The 15,535-nt window shown below is 35.6% G+C and carries 15 protein-coding genes; 13 read left to right on the plus strand and 2 right to left on the minus strand.

Annotated elements, in window-relative coordinates:
* Positions 1 to 43 precede the first annotated feature (43 nt).
* The gene (locus ACXAGJ_RS06200; protein ID WP_474838116.1) at positions 44 to 838 is read left to right on the plus strand and encodes a glycosyltransferase family 2 protein; all 795 of its coding nucleotides are present in this window, start codon (positions 44 to 46) and stop codon (positions 836 to 838) included.
* 1 nt (position 839) lies between these two features.
* Here ACXAGJ_RS06200 and ACXAGJ_RS06205 read toward each other — a convergent pair whose 3' ends face one another.
* Positions 840 to 1,943 carry a glycosyltransferase gene (locus tag ACXAGJ_RS06205; protein ID WP_474838118.1) on the minus strand — a complete coding sequence of 368 codons (1,104 nt, stop codon included), beginning with the start codon at positions 1,941 to 1,943 and terminating at the stop codon, positions 840 to 842.
* 70 nt (positions 1,944 to 2,013) lie between these two features.
* On the opposite strand from ACXAGJ_RS06205, the gene ACXAGJ_RS06210 reads away from it, so the two are divergent.
* The 7 genes from ACXAGJ_RS06210 to ACXAGJ_RS06240 all read left to right on the plus strand — a co-directional run bounded on the left by ACXAGJ_RS06210 (position 2,014) and on the right by ACXAGJ_RS06240 (position 8,929).
* Complete coding sequence (locus tag ACXAGJ_RS06210) at positions 2,014 to 2,583, plus strand: L-threonylcarbamoyladenylate synthase (RefSeq protein WP_474838120.1); 570 nt, start codon at positions 2,014 to 2,016, stop codon at positions 2,581 to 2,583.
* Positions 2,584 to 2,591: 8 nt separating this feature from the next.
* Positions 2,592 to 4,016, plus strand: a complete 1,425-nt coding sequence (locus ACXAGJ_RS06215) for a CCA tRNA nucleotidyltransferase (protein ID WP_474838122.1) — start codon at positions 2,592 to 2,594, stop codon at positions 4,014 to 4,016.
* A gap of 47 nt (positions 4,017 to 4,063) precedes the next feature.
* Positions 4,064 to 5,098, plus strand: a complete 1,035-nt coding sequence (locus ACXAGJ_RS06220) for a COX15/CtaA family protein (protein WP_474838123.1) — start codon at positions 4,064 to 4,066, stop codon at positions 5,096 to 5,098.
* 70 nt (positions 5,099 to 5,168) lie between these two features.
* Positions 5,169 to 5,687 (plus strand): IS1096 element passenger TnpR family protein, encoded by a 519-nt coding sequence (locus ACXAGJ_RS06225; protein ID WP_474838124.1) that lies wholly within the window; start codon positions 5,169 to 5,171, stop codon positions 5,685 to 5,687.
* Between the two features lie 27 nt (positions 5,688 to 5,714).
* On the plus strand, positions 5,715 to 6,773 hold the full coding sequence (locus ACXAGJ_RS06230; protein ID WP_474838126.1) for a nucleoid-associated protein: 1,059 nt from the start codon (positions 5,715 to 5,717) through the stop codon (positions 6,771 to 6,773).
* Positions 6,774 to 6,779: 6 nt separating this feature from the next.
* On the plus strand, positions 6,780 to 7,553 hold the full coding sequence (locus ACXAGJ_RS06235) for a sulfite exporter TauE/SafE family protein (protein ID WP_474838127.1): 774 nt from the start codon (positions 6,780 to 6,782) through the stop codon (positions 7,551 to 7,553).
* Between the two features lie 149 nt (positions 7,554 to 7,702).
* Entirely contained in the window at positions 7,703 to 8,929 is a 1,227-nt protein-coding gene (locus ACXAGJ_RS06240) for a hypothetical protein (protein ID WP_474838129.1), read from the plus strand.
* Positions 8,930 to 8,994: 65 nt separating this feature from the next.
* Here the strand turns inward: ACXAGJ_RS06240 and ACXAGJ_RS06245 are convergent, their stop codons facing one another.
* On the minus strand, positions 8,995 to 10,062 hold the full coding sequence (locus tag ACXAGJ_RS06245; RefSeq protein ID WP_473281313.1) for a hypothetical protein: 1,068 nt from the start codon (positions 10,060 to 10,062) through the stop codon (positions 8,995 to 8,997).
* A gap of 137 nt (positions 10,063 to 10,199) precedes the next feature.
* Here ACXAGJ_RS06245 and ACXAGJ_RS06250 point away from each other — a divergent pair, with 137 nt between their 5' ends.
* The 5 genes from ACXAGJ_RS06250 to ACXAGJ_RS06270 all read left to right on the plus strand — a co-directional run bounded on the left by ACXAGJ_RS06250 (position 10,200) and on the right by ACXAGJ_RS06270 (position 15,382).
* On the plus strand, positions 10,200 to 11,099 hold the full coding sequence (locus ACXAGJ_RS06250; RefSeq protein WP_474838132.1) for an ABC transporter ATP-binding protein: 900 nt from the start codon (positions 10,200 to 10,202) through the stop codon (positions 11,097 to 11,099).
* A 4-nt stretch (positions 11,100 to 11,103) separates the two neighbouring features.
* Entirely contained in the window at positions 11,104 to 11,943 is an 840-nt protein-coding gene (locus tag ACXAGJ_RS06255; protein ID WP_474838134.1) for an ABC transporter permease, read from the plus strand.
* 89 nt (positions 11,944 to 12,032) lie between these two features.
* Positions 12,033 to 12,233: a hypothetical protein gene (locus tag ACXAGJ_RS06260; RefSeq protein ID WP_474838136.1), complete on the plus strand. Its 201-nt coding sequence runs from the start codon at positions 12,033 to 12,035 to the stop codon at positions 12,231 to 12,233.
* 97 nt (positions 12,234 to 12,330) lie between these two features.
* Positions 12,331 to 14,337 (plus strand): excinuclease ABC subunit UvrB, encoded by a 2,007-nt coding sequence (gene uvrB / locus ACXAGJ_RS06265; protein WP_474838138.1) that lies wholly within the window; start codon positions 12,331 to 12,333, stop codon positions 14,335 to 14,337.
* Positions 14,338 to 14,371: 34 nt separating this feature from the next.
* The gene (locus tag ACXAGJ_RS06270; protein WP_474838140.1) at positions 14,372 to 15,382 is read left to right on the plus strand and encodes an adenosine deaminase; all 1,011 of its coding nucleotides are present in this window, start codon (positions 14,372 to 14,374) and stop codon (positions 15,380 to 15,382) included.
* The last annotated feature ends 153 nt before the right edge of the window (positions 15,383 to 15,535 follow it).

Consider the following 15,535-nt stretch of genomic DNA (forward strand, 5'->3'; position numbering starts at 1 on the left):
CAATAGAATTATGTTACTTTGCAAAACAAATAATTCTTCAACTATGACATATCCTAAATGTTCTTTGGTAACCCCTACTTATAATTGGCCAGAAGCTTTGGAGTTATTACTTTTAAGTATAAAAAATCAAACCCACCTCCCAGATGAAGTAATTATTGCCGATGATGGTTCCAAAAATGATACTACTGCTCTTATTAAAAAAATGCAAAAAGACTTTCCAGTTCCATTGCATCATATTTGGCATGAAGATAAAAAAAACAGAAAACCTGCTATTATGAATAAGGCAATAGCGAGTGCCAAATATGAATACATCATTGAAATTGATGGAGATATTATTATGCATGAAGATTTTGTGAAGGATCATCTATCCTTAGCTCAACAAGGTACTTTTTTGTATGGTAGTCGGGTAAATATTCAAGAAAATTATTTGAATACACTTTTTAAAACAAAGCAGACAAAATTTAATTTCTTTTCCAAAGGAATCAAAAAAAGAGGAAGAACTATTAGAATCCCATTTTTGGCTAATTTATATAAAACCGAAGACAAGAGATCATCAAAATTACGGGGTTGCAACATGTCTTTTTGGCGTTCTGATTTCTTGAAAGTTAATGGTTTTAATGAGGCTCTTACTGGCTGGGGAATTGATGACAGTGAGATGATTCAACGGTTAATCAATATGGGAATAAAGGGTAGAAGATTAAAGTTCAAAGGTCTTGTATATCATATTTATCACAAAGAGCAAGACAAAAGTCATATCCATCTTAATCAGGTTATAGAGGACGAAACTACAAATAAGAAAATTACCTATATAGAAAAAGGAGTAGATCAGTATCTTTAAATTAATTTAAGACTTCACGGTATACTTTAAAGGTTTCGGCACCTAGTTTCTCGGTGGTATATAGATTTAGAAAATTCTGAAAAGAGCGTTCTGAAAAGGTACTTTTTAACTCATGATCTTTAATCAACACCTCAATTTTGTCTGCTAAAGATGCATAATCACCTACAGAGGTCACAAAACCATTTTCTCCATCGGTAATTGCCTCGCCTACTATACCTACCCTGGTAGAAACAACGGCTACTTTTTTATAAAATGCCTCTAGAACCGTAGTAGGCCCACCTTCTCGTTCTGAAGTCATTAAATATATATCAAACTGAGGTAAAAATGAGGATGCTTTTTTTCTAAAACCGACAAATGTAATATACTTTTCGAGCCCCAGTGCTAACACCATGTCTTTAAGTTCTTGAGTGCGTTTTGAAAATTCTCCCATTTGCACAAGATGTATATCTTTTTGATGCTTCTCGTTAACTAAAACATCTAAAGTTTTAATCAGTGTTTTAAGATCTTTCGCCTTGGTATGATTTGCAATATTACCGATAACTTTAATCTCTTCTGGCAAATTTAGTTCTTCTCTGATATTAGATTCCGCCTCTCTACTCACATCCTCAACCTGAACTCCATCATACACCACGCAAAGTTTTGAATGATTTTTCACATACAACACCTCTCTAAAGTGCTCATAAACCACTTTGGAAACACATAATATCTTATCAATGTTTCTATAATTATACTTCTGCTTACTCAAAAAACTTACTTTTCGACTCACTCCTTTCTTAGAAAAAACTGTTTTTGTTTTTAACCCCTTCAAAAGGTCTGTCAACACGTAACCTGTAACAGAGTCGCTTGTATGCAAATGCAAAAGATCAAAACTATGAGCTACTACTGCTTTTTTTAGTGATTCCCTATACCCCTTTTTATGAGGTTTTATATATGGGATGGCAATTACCTGGATATCTAAGTTTTGCACAATTTCAAAAAGAGGTGTACTCTCATAACAAAATAAAGATTGAACAACATTATATTTTTTCAACTCCTGAATTAAGTATATAAGTTGTTGTTCATTGCCTCCCCAACTGCGGGCTCCAGATATATGTAAAACCTTCATAAATTAAGATACGGATACATTGACAAATATATAGTAATTTTGAGGCATCCAAAAAATAAAAAATTAACCCATGGCGGATCAAAATATAGAAATCAGTAATACAATTTCAGTTTTAAAAAAAGGAGGCATTATTCTCTACCCAACAGATACTGTTTGGGGTATCGGTTGTGACGCAACAAATGCCGACGCTGTCGATAAAATCTTTGCACTCAAAAAACGAGCAGAAAGCAAATCTATGATCTGTTTGGTAAGTGACTTTAAAATGCTACAACAATATGTGGAAGAAGTACCTGAGGTGGCTTATGACATCTTAAAACATGCTGTAAAACCCACTACAATTATTTATGACCGACCGCTTCGTGTTGCAGAAAACCTCATCGCCCAAGACAACACATTGGCTATTCGCGTAGCAAGAGATCCTTTTTGTGGGAAGTTGATCCGTAAATTCAAAAGACCTATTGTATCTACCTCTGCTAATCTTAGCGGATCTCCTACTCCAAAAAACTTTAAAGAAATTGACAAAGCTATTTTGGAAGGCGTAGACTATGTCGTAAATTTGTCCTTACAAAAAAAGGGAGTAAAACCTTCTTCGATTATTAAAATCGGAAACGACAGTACTGTAAAAATTATCAGGAAGTAAATTGATTCATGTCTGAAGATAAAACGTTTAATCAAGCCTTACAAAACCCCATTTTTAAGACCATTGCTCAAGCTGCAGGGAATCTTAAACTCGATTGTTATGTAATTGGTGGATTTGTAAGAGACTATATCCTCAAAAGAGGTAATCCAAAGGATATTGATATTGTTGCTGTAGGAAGTGGTATACAATTAGCTCAGGAAGTATCTCGACTTTTACCCAACCAACCCAAAGTACAGGTTTTTAAAACCTATGGTACGGCAATGCTCAAAACAGAGGATTTAGAGGTAGAGTTTGTTGGTGCCCGCAAGGAATCTTATGCAGCCCATAGTCGAAATCCAATAGTAGAAAATGGGACTCTGGAAGATGACCAAAACCGTCGTGATTTTACAATCAACGCACTCGCCATTTCACTTTCTGAAGCAAATTTTGGAAACCTTCTCGACCCTTTTAATGGGATTGAAGATCTAAGTTCCAAAATCATTCGCACGCCTTTGGATCCTGACATCACTTATTCTGATGACCCATTAAGGATGATGAGAGCAATTCGTTTCGCTTCTCAATTGCATTTCAAAATAGAAGAGCAATCGCTAGATGCTATTACAAGAAATCAGGAACGGATCAAAATAATCACCAAAGAACGTATCGTCGAAGAAATCAATAAGATTTTATTAAGTGATCGTCCTTCTGTAGGATTCAAATTACTTGAAAAGACAGGGCTTTTGCAATACATTTTACCCGAATTGATCGCGCTAAAAGGCATTGATGAAATCGAGGGACAACGACATAAAGACAATTTCTTTCACACACTAGAAGTAGTAGACAACATCGCCGAAAACACGGATGATCTTTGGCTAAGATGGGCAGCTTTGTTGCACGATATCGGAAAAGCTCCCACCAAAAAGTTCAGCAAAAAAGTAGGTTGGACGTTTCATGGACACGAATTTGTTGGGTCCAAAATGGTGTTTAAGCTTTTCAAAAGATTGAAAATGCCTTTGAATGAAAAAATGAAATTCGTTCAAAAAATGGTGCTAATGAGCTCCCGACCTATTGTTATTGCTTCAGATGTCACTGACTCTGCGGTAAGAAGGCTAGTTTTTGATGCTGGAGACCATATTGAGGAGTTGATGACACTTTGCGAAGCGGATATCACAACCAAGAATCCAAAGCGATTTAAAAAATACCACAATAATTTCAAGATTGTTCGGCAAAAAATGGTAGAAGTCGAAGAACGAGATCATATTAGAAATTTTCAACCTCCCGTTACAGGAGAAGAGATCATGAAAACTTTTAATATCAAACCCTCTCGAGAAATTGGTGTTATCAAAGAAGCCATCAAAGAAGCTATTCTGGAAGGTGAAATCCCTAATGAACATGAAGCTGCTTATCAGTTTATGCTTAGGAAAGGTGAAGAACTAGGATTAGAAAGCAACTAGAAATTAGTTGTACATAAAAAAAGAGTCGCAAAATGCGATTATAGACTATGAAGAAATATTTTAGACCTCTAGTAGTAACATCAATTATTTTTATATACTTAATCATTATTGCCGGTGCTGTAGTACGAATGACAGGATCTGGAATGGGATGCCCAGACTGGCCAAAGTGTTTTGGATATTACATCCCTCCTACCGAAGAAGCACAAATACAATGGCAACCCAATCATGAGTATCAAAAAGGATTCATCGTGATTGTAGCTAATGAACTACGTATCGCTCCAAAGGATTTTACTTCGGGGCAGACTTTTGAGGAAAACAATTGGGAGCGATATACTAAACATGATTATGCAAAATTTAATGTTTTGCATACCTGGATAGAGTATATCAATAGATTAGCATCTGTATTATCTGGAATCCCAATTTTATTGATGTTTTTCATTTCTTTTACCTTCTGGAAAAAAAACAAACAGATTCCAATACTGGCTTTTATCATTATCATAGCTATGGGGTTTCAAGCATGGCTGGGCAAAGTCGTAGTAGATTCAAATTTATTACCGCTCAGAATAACTATTCATATGATAATGGCATTTGTGATCCTTGCTATTCTTATTGTCTTGTTATATCAAATTAGACCCAAAAATCTAGCTATTACCTTTTCTTCTACTTTCAAAATTGTTTTATCAGTATCAGTACTGCTTACTTTAATCCAGGTAGCTCTAGGCACACAAGTTCGACAACATATCGACGAACAAATAAAATTGGTAGGAGAAGCACAAAAATCACAATGGTTGAATCCTCCCACAATCATGTTCTATGTACACCGATCTTTTTCCATATTGGTTGTATTGATAAACACCTGGTTGTTTCTGCAATACAAAAAACTAAACCTGGATATCACTAAGATGATTTGGGTACTAATTTTTATAGGACTGGAAGCGCTTACAGGAATCTTAATGTACTATTTTGATTTTCCGTTCTTATCGCAACCCATACATTTGGTATTAGCCTCTTTACTGTTTGGAGTGCAATTTTTTATTCTTTTAGAAGTTTTTAGATCAAAGCCTATTGTTGAAAAGCAGTAAAAACTACATTGTCAAAATCCAAAATTTGTCACAAACTTGTTTGTATCTTTGCAAACCTAATTAGTCAATAATGATTTATCGTTTTAGAGTTATATTAGACACCGAAGAGGATGTTTTTAGAGATATTGAAATTGAGCAAGATGCTACCTTGGAGCAATTTCATAATGTGATCACGCAGTCTTTCGGTTTTGATGGCACCGAAATGGCTTCTTTTTATATCAGTGATGAGCAGTGGAATCAAGGAGAAGAAATCTCGTTGTTTGATATGAGTGATGGTATGCAGCCTATCCGATTAATGAATGAAACCACTTTGATCGATGTAGTGCATGAAGCGTCTCCAAAACTGATCTATATTTATGATTTTTTGAGCATGTGGACATTCTTGGTAGAACTTGCCGAAATAGCCGAATATGAAAGTGGAAGAGAATATCCGAATATCATGTTTGTACATGGCCAAATACCAGACCAGGCTCCTGATAAAGAATTTACTGCTGATGATTCGGATATGCTAGACGATGATGATCGAGAAGACAGTTTTCTAGATCTTGACGATTATGATGAGCTTGGTTTTGACGAACATTGGAATTAGAATTACACAACCTGAAAAGAAAAAAGTATGATCAATTTATATAGCACGCAGATAGAATCTCTTTCTGTTCATAAAATTGGAAACAAAAGTAGAAACGAGAACATTTTCCTATCTGATTCTCCTTATACACTAAATGATGAGCTTACCGCACTATTGAAAGAGTATTTTTTCAAACCATTCAGAGAAAAAGAAGAAAATTATTTTCAGTTTGCTAATGAAGTAGACATAGAATTTAATCCTCTATATAAAATCACTAGCGAAATTTTTGACAATCCATCTTCGGTGCACGAAAAATCCAAAAGAATCGCTTCTTTGTTATATGAGCAGTCTCAGCACCCTCATATCAAAAGTGGAGAAGTCTATGTGACCTATTTGGACAACCTGACCATTGATCAAGAAAAGGTAGATGCTATTGGGATTTTCAAATCAGAATTAAAACACGATTTCCTCCAATTTGCAGAAAAAGAAACGGATATCGAATTATTGATTCAACAAGGTGTAAATCTGAATAAATTAGATAAAGGCTGTCTAATTTTTAATCATAAAAAAGAAGAAGGGTACAAAATCCTTTCTGTGGATTCCAACAAGTATGACACAAAATATTGGCTAGAACATTTCTTGGGAGTTGAAGCTTTTGCTGACGAGAATTTTTACACCAAAAAGTATATGAAATTTTGCCAGGATTTTGCCAAAGATGTGATTCTTCCTGCCGAGGATAAGAAAGAGGAAGTAATGTTTATGAATAGAGCGGTAAATCACTTTGCCAAAAATGATGATTTTGAAGAAACTGCTTTCCTAAATGAGGTGATTGACAATCCTGATCTAATCCCCGAATTCAAACATTACAAAGTAGAAAAGGCACCAAAATACCAGATCGAAGACCTTACCTCCTTCCCTATTGCGAATAATGCGGTTACCGCGGCTCGTAAAAAAATGAAAAATGTAATCAGTCTGGATACCAACGTACAGATAAAGATGGATTTTATCAATCCCGAATCCGCAGAGAAGTTTGTAGAAAAAGGATGGGACGAAGAAAAACAAATGTACTACTATCTGGTATATTTCAACAAAGAGCAAAAAACCTAATATACTGTGGAGTATATTCTGGTAGGAATAGTAGCATTGTTAGGTTCTGGACTCACTTTCTTTTCGGGCTTTGGGTTGGGAACCTTATTAATGCCAGTATTTGCTCTATTTTTTCCAATTGACATTGCGATAGCGCTGACTGCAATCGTGCATTTGTTGAACAACTTATTCAAACTTACTTTAATCGGAAAAGCAGCACATCTCAAAACCATACTTAAATTTGGGATTCCAGCTATACTTTTCGCCTTTTTAGGCGCTTACCTTCTTGGAAAACTTACAAAAACGAATCCACTGTACACCTATCATATCGGGGACTCAGAACACGAAATCACTTGGGTAAAAGTCTGTATTGCTTCTCTTTTGATTTTCTTCTCATTCTTTGATTTAATTCCAAAATTGAAACGGTTAGAAATAGACACCAAACACTTACCAGTAGGGGGAGCTCTTAGTGGATTTTTTGGTGGTTTATCAGGACATCAAGGGGCGCTTCGAACAGCTTTTTTGATTCGAGCAAAATTATCCAAGGAGGCTTTTATTGCTACAGGAGTTGTTATCGCCTGTTGTATTGATGTCTCCCGAATTTCTATCTACGCACAAGATATTTTTGAGTTAAAAAACCAACTGGATTACCCCATGCTACTCACTGCTTCTTTAATGGCATTTATTGGGGCATATATCGGCAATAAATTTCTACAGAAAATCACCATTAACACCATTCATACTGTTGTAGGAGTATTATTGATCATCTTTTCTATTCTGCTAGGTATTGGCATTATTTAATGAAATGATGAACAAATCTTCTGTTTTATCAACATCATACATTGTCTAAGTATACTTTTATCTATTTTCGCTCCCTTTCTGAAATCAGAGTAACATTTTAGCACTTCGTAACACTTAACTATATAAACAACTAAAGTCGATCTATCACAATGAAAAAACTAGTCTTTTTACTTTCACTTATAGGTGTTAACTTGATAGTAACAGCTCAAGATCAAACCGTAAATGGAAATTTAACTATCAATAACGGCGGAATACGTTTAAAATCATCAAACGTTTCCGACCCTTATAATTTCATATCTTTTGGTGATACCAACATAACCAAATGGCTTATTGATTATGGAACTGGAGCTACCCAAGATTTTAGAATTTTAAAATACAATTCTCAAAACAGCGCATCTACCTTTTTGAATTTAGATTTTGCAAACAATCAATTCGAAATTCTAAATAGTAATGTAGGTATAGGTACTAATAATCCAACATCCAGATTTGTGGTTCAGTCCAATTCGGGACAAACCGAAAGTTTAGCTATGTTTAAAGTATCTGATGCGTCATCAGATTATTTTCAAATAACTAATGCGACTGGATCCCCCAATCAATTCATTCCATTAATAAAAGGACATCATGTGTCAGACAATAGGTATTCACTGCAAATTTCAGGAACTACTTCTGAAGCAAATGATGTTGGTGGTAATGCTCTTGTGAATTTTGATGCCAGAAGAACCAATGCCCCTATACAAACACGTCCTTTATTTACATGGACGAGTTACACTACCAAAATGATGACAATGAAATCCAACGGTTATCTTGGTATTGGCACCACTAATCCCAGAACAAAATTAGATGTTGTAGGTGGAGTAAGATCTTCATATTCCAACGATCGACATGTGACACTATTCAATTCAGGAGATGGAAATAGCTACATGAATATTGTTGGAGGCTCAGGGTCATCACGATTTGGATTTCAGGTTGATGGTAGCAGTAAAATGTCTATCATGAAAAATGGAAATGTAGGTATTGGCACTTCTTCCCCTGATGCAAAACTAGCAGTAAAAGGAAGAATCCATACCCAAGAAGTTAAGGTAGATCTAAACGGTGCCGTAGCTCCAGATTATGTTTTCCTGGAAGACTATGATCTTAAAACTATCAAGGAAGTGGAAAACTATATTGAAAAAGAAGGGCATTTACCTAATATCCCCTCTGCCAAAGAAATGGAACAAAGCGGAATCGAATTAAAAACTATGAATTTAAAACTATTGGAAAAAATTGAAGAGCTAACACTCTATATGATCGAGCAAAACAAAAAAACCGAACTTCTTCGACAAGAAATTGTTTTGTTAAAAGAAAAAAACAAAGAATTAGAAGAAAAAATAAAATAATATAGAAATCTGACAAATAAAAACCTGAGTATAGTTACTCAGGTTTTTTTATACCATAAACATTACTACCGATCCAATAGGTTTTTCATGTTTACATTCTCATAATTACGTCGCACAAAATCCAAGGCCGTTTTCAAGACATCTCCCATAGATTCACTCCTCCTGAATTTAAGATCTAATGTAAAATTATAAAGATGTTCCCGCAATTCTTCTAAGTTCTCGGCTGTAGAAATATGATCTGCACACATGCATTCGATCAGGTTCTCATACCGCGACCTTGAAGCCAACACTCGTTTTGCCAGAATAGAGCGTTCTTCTTTTTTGTATTGTTCTATAGAGTTAGGTTGTAATTTTTTCATTACAATATCCACCATACTGAAGTTTTCTTTAAAAAACTGTGGTTGATACACCTTTAACTTACCTTCGTAGCACTGTTGATCAAAATCGATTGCTCTGATTTTATATTCCACATGATCAAAATCATGTATAGGGATAATCACATAGTTGTAGGAACGCATATCCCCCAACAACCGCATTTGGCAACGCTCATTAAACTTCACAAACTCTTTGGCGATCTGCGATTTGGCCTGATCACTTAAGTCTGGTAAGAAATCTTTAATAAAAACATCCCCTGGGATACCCGCGATATGCTCTTCGATCAACGTATTTTTATAGACCAAAAAGTTAATCCGATTAGGAGAGAACATATGTTCTAACTCCAATCCATAAATACGAGAGGCATCTGCTTTCTTTACGTAAATATAGGTATAGTTGTCATTCAGTATATTTCTCACCTTTACTCGAAAAGGCTTAGAGTTACCAAATGTACAGTAATCGATGGCATCAATATTCAAAAATTCGATAGCATCCTCATTTCCATCAGAGTGCAATATCGTATACACTTTTTTTAAACTGGATTCGATCTCTGGTCGTTCATGCTCCTCATAATAAACGCGCACCCAAAGCGTATCTTCATCATTGCTATCATACACCACAACAGACCCTGAAAAGCGTAACAAATCATCATAAAATACAGGAATTTTGATTTTACGATTGCATTGCTTTAAATACGCATCAAGTGCCTCACTTATAGGGTACGTAGGTTTCTTTTTCGACATTAATTTTTCATCCATAACCATCTGTCATTAGTACGGAGCAAGGTACGAATAACAATCTTGAAACACCAAAAACGCAATATCATAACCTTAAGTCTGTAACAAAAAACCAAGCCAATCGTCTACTTTAATATAACCGCCAAAAAAGAAAACCATTGGAAAACATACTCACATTAAATAATCTGACCAAAAAATTTGGCCATATTACTGCTGTAAAAGATCTTTCTTTTTCAATAAAAAAAGGTAATGTATATGGTATTTTAGGTCCGAATGGAAGTGGAAAATCTACCACGTTAGGTATTGTACTCAATGTTGTCAATAAGACTTCTGGGGATTTTACCTGGTTTGATGGAAACACATCTACACACCAAGCCTTAAAAAAAGTTGGAGCGATCATAGAGCGTCCAAACTTTTACCCGTATATGACTGCAGCTCAAAACTTAAAACTCGTTTGTCAAATCAAAGAAGTTCCTGCGGACAAGGTTGAAGAGAAATTAGAATTAGTAGGATTACTGGATCGTAAGGACAGTAAATTCAGAACATTTTCTTTGGGTATGAAACAACGCCTGGCGATTGCATCAGCCTTATTAAATGATCCTGAAATTCTAATCTTAGACGAACCTACCAATGGGCTTGATCCTCAAGGAATACATCAAATACGAGAAATCATAAAAAAGATAGCCTCGCAGGGCACAACCATTCTTTTGGCTTCTCACCTTTTGGATGAAGTAGAAAAGGTATGTAGTCATGTAGTAATCATCAGAAAAGGGATTAAATTGTATTCTGGCCCAGTAGATGAAATGAACGCCAGTCATGGCTTTTTTGAATTAAAAAGCAATCAAAATTCTGTTTTAAAAGAGTGGTTATCAAAACAAGATAATTTCAAAAGTTTTAAAGAAGAAGGTGATAAGATTATCGCTTTCCTTGCGCATGAGTTGGATGAAGAAAGTCTGAATAGGCAATTATTTAAAGAAGGCATCGTGCTTACGCATTTGGTAAAACGAAAAGAAAGTCTCGAAGAACAATTCTTACAATTAACCAACAATTTAAACTAGAAACATGTTACGATTACTCAATATAGAATTTCAGAAATTAAAGTATAACAAAGCGGCAAAAGTACTTACGATCACATATTTTGTACTTATTACCGCTATTGCACTAATTGCTTCTTACGAATTTAAATTTGGTGGAGTTAATTTCCGTTTGGCAGATCAGGGGATCTTCAATTTCCCATATATATGGCATTTTAACGCCTACATTGCAGCTTGGCTAAAACTATTTTTGGCTATTGTGATTGTATCCATAATGGCGAATGAATATACCAACAGAACCCTTAAACAAAACTTAATTGATGGCTTAAGTAAAAAAGAGTTTCTCGCTTCAAAATTTTTGACAGTACTCGTATTTTCATTTATATCTACCTTATTCCTATTTCTGGTATCTTTAATTTTAGGATTGATTTTTTCAGACTACAATGAACCTTCAATCATTTTTTCTGGGTTAGAATTTATTTTTGCCTACTTCTTAAAGCTAGTTGGGTTCTTTTCATTTTGTATGTTCTTGGGAATACTTATCAAACGATCAGCATTTGCTTTGGGATTCTTGATATTCTGGCAAATCATAGAGCTGTTATTCAGGCTAGTTTCAGGATTGTTTAAATGGAAATTCGAAACGGATGTTATCGATAAAATAATTCCATTCCTTCCATTAGACAGTATGAGCAATTTGGTCAATGAACCTTTTAGCCGACTAAATTTTATCCAATCGGCGGCTAATCAGTTAGGAGAAAATTTCCAAAGAGATTATGCCGTACATTGGTACGAAATACTAATTGTACTGGTATGGACTGCCATTTTTGTGAGATGGTCATACGTGCTACTTAAAAAGAGAGATCTATAAATATCGTTGACTCGTTTGAGCCGAGTCGATGAGATCATTACTTATTTTTCTTTTTTTATTTACTGCTAATACCATTACAGTTTATAGTCATGGAGAGGCAAACAATTGATATTTTGTGGCAAAACACTGGGAGAAGTTTTAACACGACACCTCCCAGCACATTAACTGATGAAAGAATAGACATCTTAGAAGGCTGTATTACCATCTGGGATCGATTTAATAACATAATGCAAAATGGTACTGGGCCGAAGGGAGACTCATACCTTATGCAGAATATTGGTTTAGAGTAGAGTTAGAAGATGGTAGAATAGTTACCGGAAGTTTCTCCTTAATTCGATAAATCTATACCTTCTATTACGTATCTTTATCTTGCAAAAGAACGGATACATGAAGTTTAAGTTAGAATCAGAATTTAAGCCCACTGGGGACCAACCGGAAGCTATCAGACAGTTAGCAGAAGGGATAGAAGCAGAAGAAAAATATCAAACCTTATTGGGAGTTACAGGATCGGGAAAAACCTTTACTGCTGCCAATGTTATACAAAAAGTACAGCGGCCAACTTTGGTTTTGGCACATAATAAAACACTGGCCGCTCAGCTCTATTCTGAGTTCAAACAGTTTTTCCCGGATAATGCTATCGAGTATTTTGTGTCTTACTATGATTACTATCAACCCGAGGCCTACATTCCTACTACAGGAACTTATATAGAAAAGGATCTGTCTATCAATGATGAGATCGAAAAAATGAGATTAAGCACTACCTCATCATTACTATCAGGAAGAAGAGATGTTTTGGTGGTAGCGTCTGTGTCCTGTTTATACGGTATCGGTAATCCAGCCGAGTTTCAGAAAAATGTGATCTCTATACAACGAGGGCAATTTGTATCGAGAACTGCACTATTACATCGACTGGTGCAAAGTTTATATTCCAGGACTGAAGGCGAATTTAAGCATGGTAACTTCAGGATTAAAGGAGATACGGTAGATATTTTCCCGGGATATGCAGATGATGCCTATAGAGTTCATTTCTTTGGAGATGAAATCGAAGAAATTGAAGCTTTTGATGTGCAGACCAATGAGGTAGTCGAAAAATATGACCGCTTAAACATCTATCCGGCCAATATGTTTGTCACCTCTCCAGAGGTTTTGAATAATGCTATTGATCAAATTGCTCTGGATCTTGGAAAACAGGTAGAATATTTTAAAGATATCGGAAAACATCTTGAAGCCAAACGGTTGGAAGAACGTACGAATTTTGATCTTGAAATGATCAAAGAATTGGGCTACTGCTCGGGTATAGAAAATTACTCTCGTTACCTCGATGGACGAGAACCCGGAACTCGACCTTTCTGTTTGTTGGATTATTTCCCTGATGATTATCTAATGATTGTAGATGAAAGTCATGTTACTATACCGCAAACTCATGCCATGTATGGCGGAGACCGGTCACGAAAAGAGAACCTGGTAGAGTTTGGATTTCGATTACCAGCAGCAATGGATAACAGACCTTTGAAATTCGAAGAGTTTGAAGCATTACAAAATCAGGTGATCTATATCAGTGCTACTCCAGCCGACTATGAACTACAAAAAAGTGAAGGAACCTTTGTAGAGCAAATCATTAGACCAACCGGATTACTTGATCCAGAAATTGAAGTTCGACCTAGTTTGAATCAAATTGATGACTTGATTGAAGAAATGCAGCAACGTATCGATAAAGATGAGCGAATTTTGGTGACTACGCTGACCAAAAGAATGGCAGAAGAGTTAACCAAGTATTTGACTCGAATTGATATTCGATGTAGATATATCCATAGTGATGTAGATACTCTGGAACGCGTAGAAATCATGCAAGACCTTCGAAAAGGGATTTTTGATGTGCTGATCGGGGTGAATCTATTACGCGAAGGTCTGGATTTGCCAGAAGTGTCCTTGGTAGCTATACTAGATGCCGATAAGGAAGGTTTTTTAAGAAATAAAAGATCTCTGGTGCAAACGGTAGGAAGAGCAGCGCGAAATGTCAATGGTAAAGCGATTATGTATGCTGATAAGATTACGGACAGTATGCAAAAGACCATCGACGCTACAGAATACAGACGTGAAAAGCAAATTGCATACAACACCAAACATGGTATTACTCCAAAGGCAATTAAAAAGAAATTAGACAATGCACTGGCCGGAAAAAAAGTGGAACCATATACCTTTGAGAATGCACCAACTTTGAAAGCTGCAGAAGAAGAAACTGCTTATTACACCATTGAACAATTAGAGACTAGAATTAGAAATGTAAGAAAGGAAATGGAAAAAGCAGCTAAAGAACTCGATTTCATGACTGCAGCACGACTAAGAGATGAAATCAAGATGTTACAGGGGAAAATTCAAGATCAAAAAGTTTAATTTTTGCTTGTAGACCGATTAAAACGACATATTCATGACTATAGAAGAGTTTATTCAAAAAATACCAAAGACCGAGCTTCATTTACATATAGAGGGTACTTTTGAACCTGAGTTGATGTTTGAAATCGCCAAAAGAAATAACAAAACCATTAATTACTCCTCTATAGAAGACTTAAAAAAAGCCTATCGTTTCAATAACCTACAGGAGTTTTTGGATATTTATTATGAAGGTGCTAATGTACTGATCACAGAACAGGACTTCTACGATCTTACCTGGGCGTATCTTACTAAAATACACTCGCAAAATGTAGTACATGTCGAAATCTTTTTTGACCCTCAAACGCATACCGATCGTGGAGTACCTTTTGAAACTGTCATCAATGGGATCTACAAAGCTCTTGAAGATAGCCAACAAGAATATGGGATTACTTTTAAATTAATCATGTCGTTTTTGAGACATTTGGATGAAGCATCTGCTTTCAAAACTCTGGAAGAAGCATTACCCTATAAAGATTGGATTAGTGGTGTGGGATTAGATTCTTCTGAAGTAGGAAATCCACCTTCAAAGTTCGAGCGAGTTTTTGCAAAAGCCCGAGAAGAAGGTTTTATCGCTGTAGCACATGCTGGTGAAGAGGGACCCGCTGAGTATATTTGGGAAGCTCTTGATTTGTTGAAAGTGACCCGAATCGATCACGGGAATCGATGTTTGGATGATGAAAATCTCGTACAAAAGCTAGTAGATTTACAAATACCCCTTACCTTATGCCCGTTATCAAATCTGGAACTAAAAGTGGTACAAGATCTAAAAGAACACCCTTTACCAAAAATGATGGAGAAAAACCTTTTGGTTACTATCAATTCTGATGATCCAGCTTATTTTGGTGGTTATATGAATGAAAATTATCTAGAGACCGCCAAGGCGCTTCAATTGTCAAAAGCTGAGATCGCCACTTTGGCCAAAAATAGTTTTACAGCCAGTTGGCTTACAGATCAGGAAAAGGAAAAGTATATCCATCAAATTCAAACGCTTCTTATCAATAGTTAATTATTGATCAAAAACAAAAAATACTCGAAAGCTATACTGTAGGTTTATATTATATCCATTAAAGGTAAAAAAAACAACTTAATGATGGTAACAATTTATATTCTGAAGACACATATATATTACAACAACCCATCAAACCGATTACAATGATTT

It is taken from the genome of Aquimarina sp. AWH4_224 (assembly GCF_056160245.1).

Bases quoted from the DNA above. Each gene is read 5' to 3' on its own strand.
- ACXAGJ_RS06210 (WP_474838120.1), top strand. From the start codon at position 2,014: ATGGCGGATCAAAATATAGAAATCAGTAATACAATTTCAGTTTTAAAA.
- ACXAGJ_RS06205 (WP_474838118.1), bottom strand. From the start codon at position 1,943: ATGAAGGTTTTACATATATCTGGAGCCCGCAGTTGGGGAGGCAATGAA.
- ACXAGJ_RS06270 (WP_474838140.1), top strand. From the start codon at position 14,372: ATGACTATAGAAGAGTTTATTCAAAAAATACCAAAGACCGAGCTTCAT.
- ACXAGJ_RS06215 (WP_474838122.1), top strand. From the start codon at position 2,592: ATGTCTGAAGATAAAACGTTTAATCAAGCCTTACAAAACCCCATTTTT.
- uvrB (WP_474838138.1), top strand. From the start codon at position 12,331: ATGAAGTTTAAGTTAGAATCAGAATTTAAGCCCACTGGGGACCAACCG.
- ACXAGJ_RS06260 (WP_474838136.1), top strand. From the start codon at position 12,033: ATGGAGAGGCAAACAATTGATATTTTGTGGCAAAACACTGGGAGAAGT.
- ACXAGJ_RS06240 (WP_474838129.1), top strand. From the start codon at position 7,703: ATGAAAAAACTAGTCTTTTTACTTTCACTTATAGGTGTTAACTTGATA.
- ACXAGJ_RS06230 (WP_474838126.1), top strand. From the start codon at position 5,715: ATGATCAATTTATATAGCACGCAGATAGAATCTCTTTCTGTTCATAAA.
- ACXAGJ_RS06220 (WP_474838123.1), top strand. From the start codon at position 4,064: ATGAAGAAATATTTTAGACCTCTAGTAGTAACATCAATTATTTTTATA.
- ACXAGJ_RS06225 (WP_474838124.1), top strand. From the start codon at position 5,169: ATGATTTATCGTTTTAGAGTTATATTAGACACCGAAGAGGATGTTTTT.
- ACXAGJ_RS06245 (WP_473281313.1), bottom strand. From the start codon at position 10,062: ATGGATGAAAAATTAATGTCGAAAAAGAAACCTACGTACCCTATAAGT.
- ACXAGJ_RS06200 (WP_474838116.1), top strand. From the start codon at position 44: ATGACATATCCTAAATGTTCTTTGGTAACCCCTACTTATAATTGGCCA.
- ACXAGJ_RS06255 (WP_474838134.1), top strand. From the start codon at position 11,104: ATGTTACGATTACTCAATATAGAATTTCAGAAATTAAAGTATAACAAA.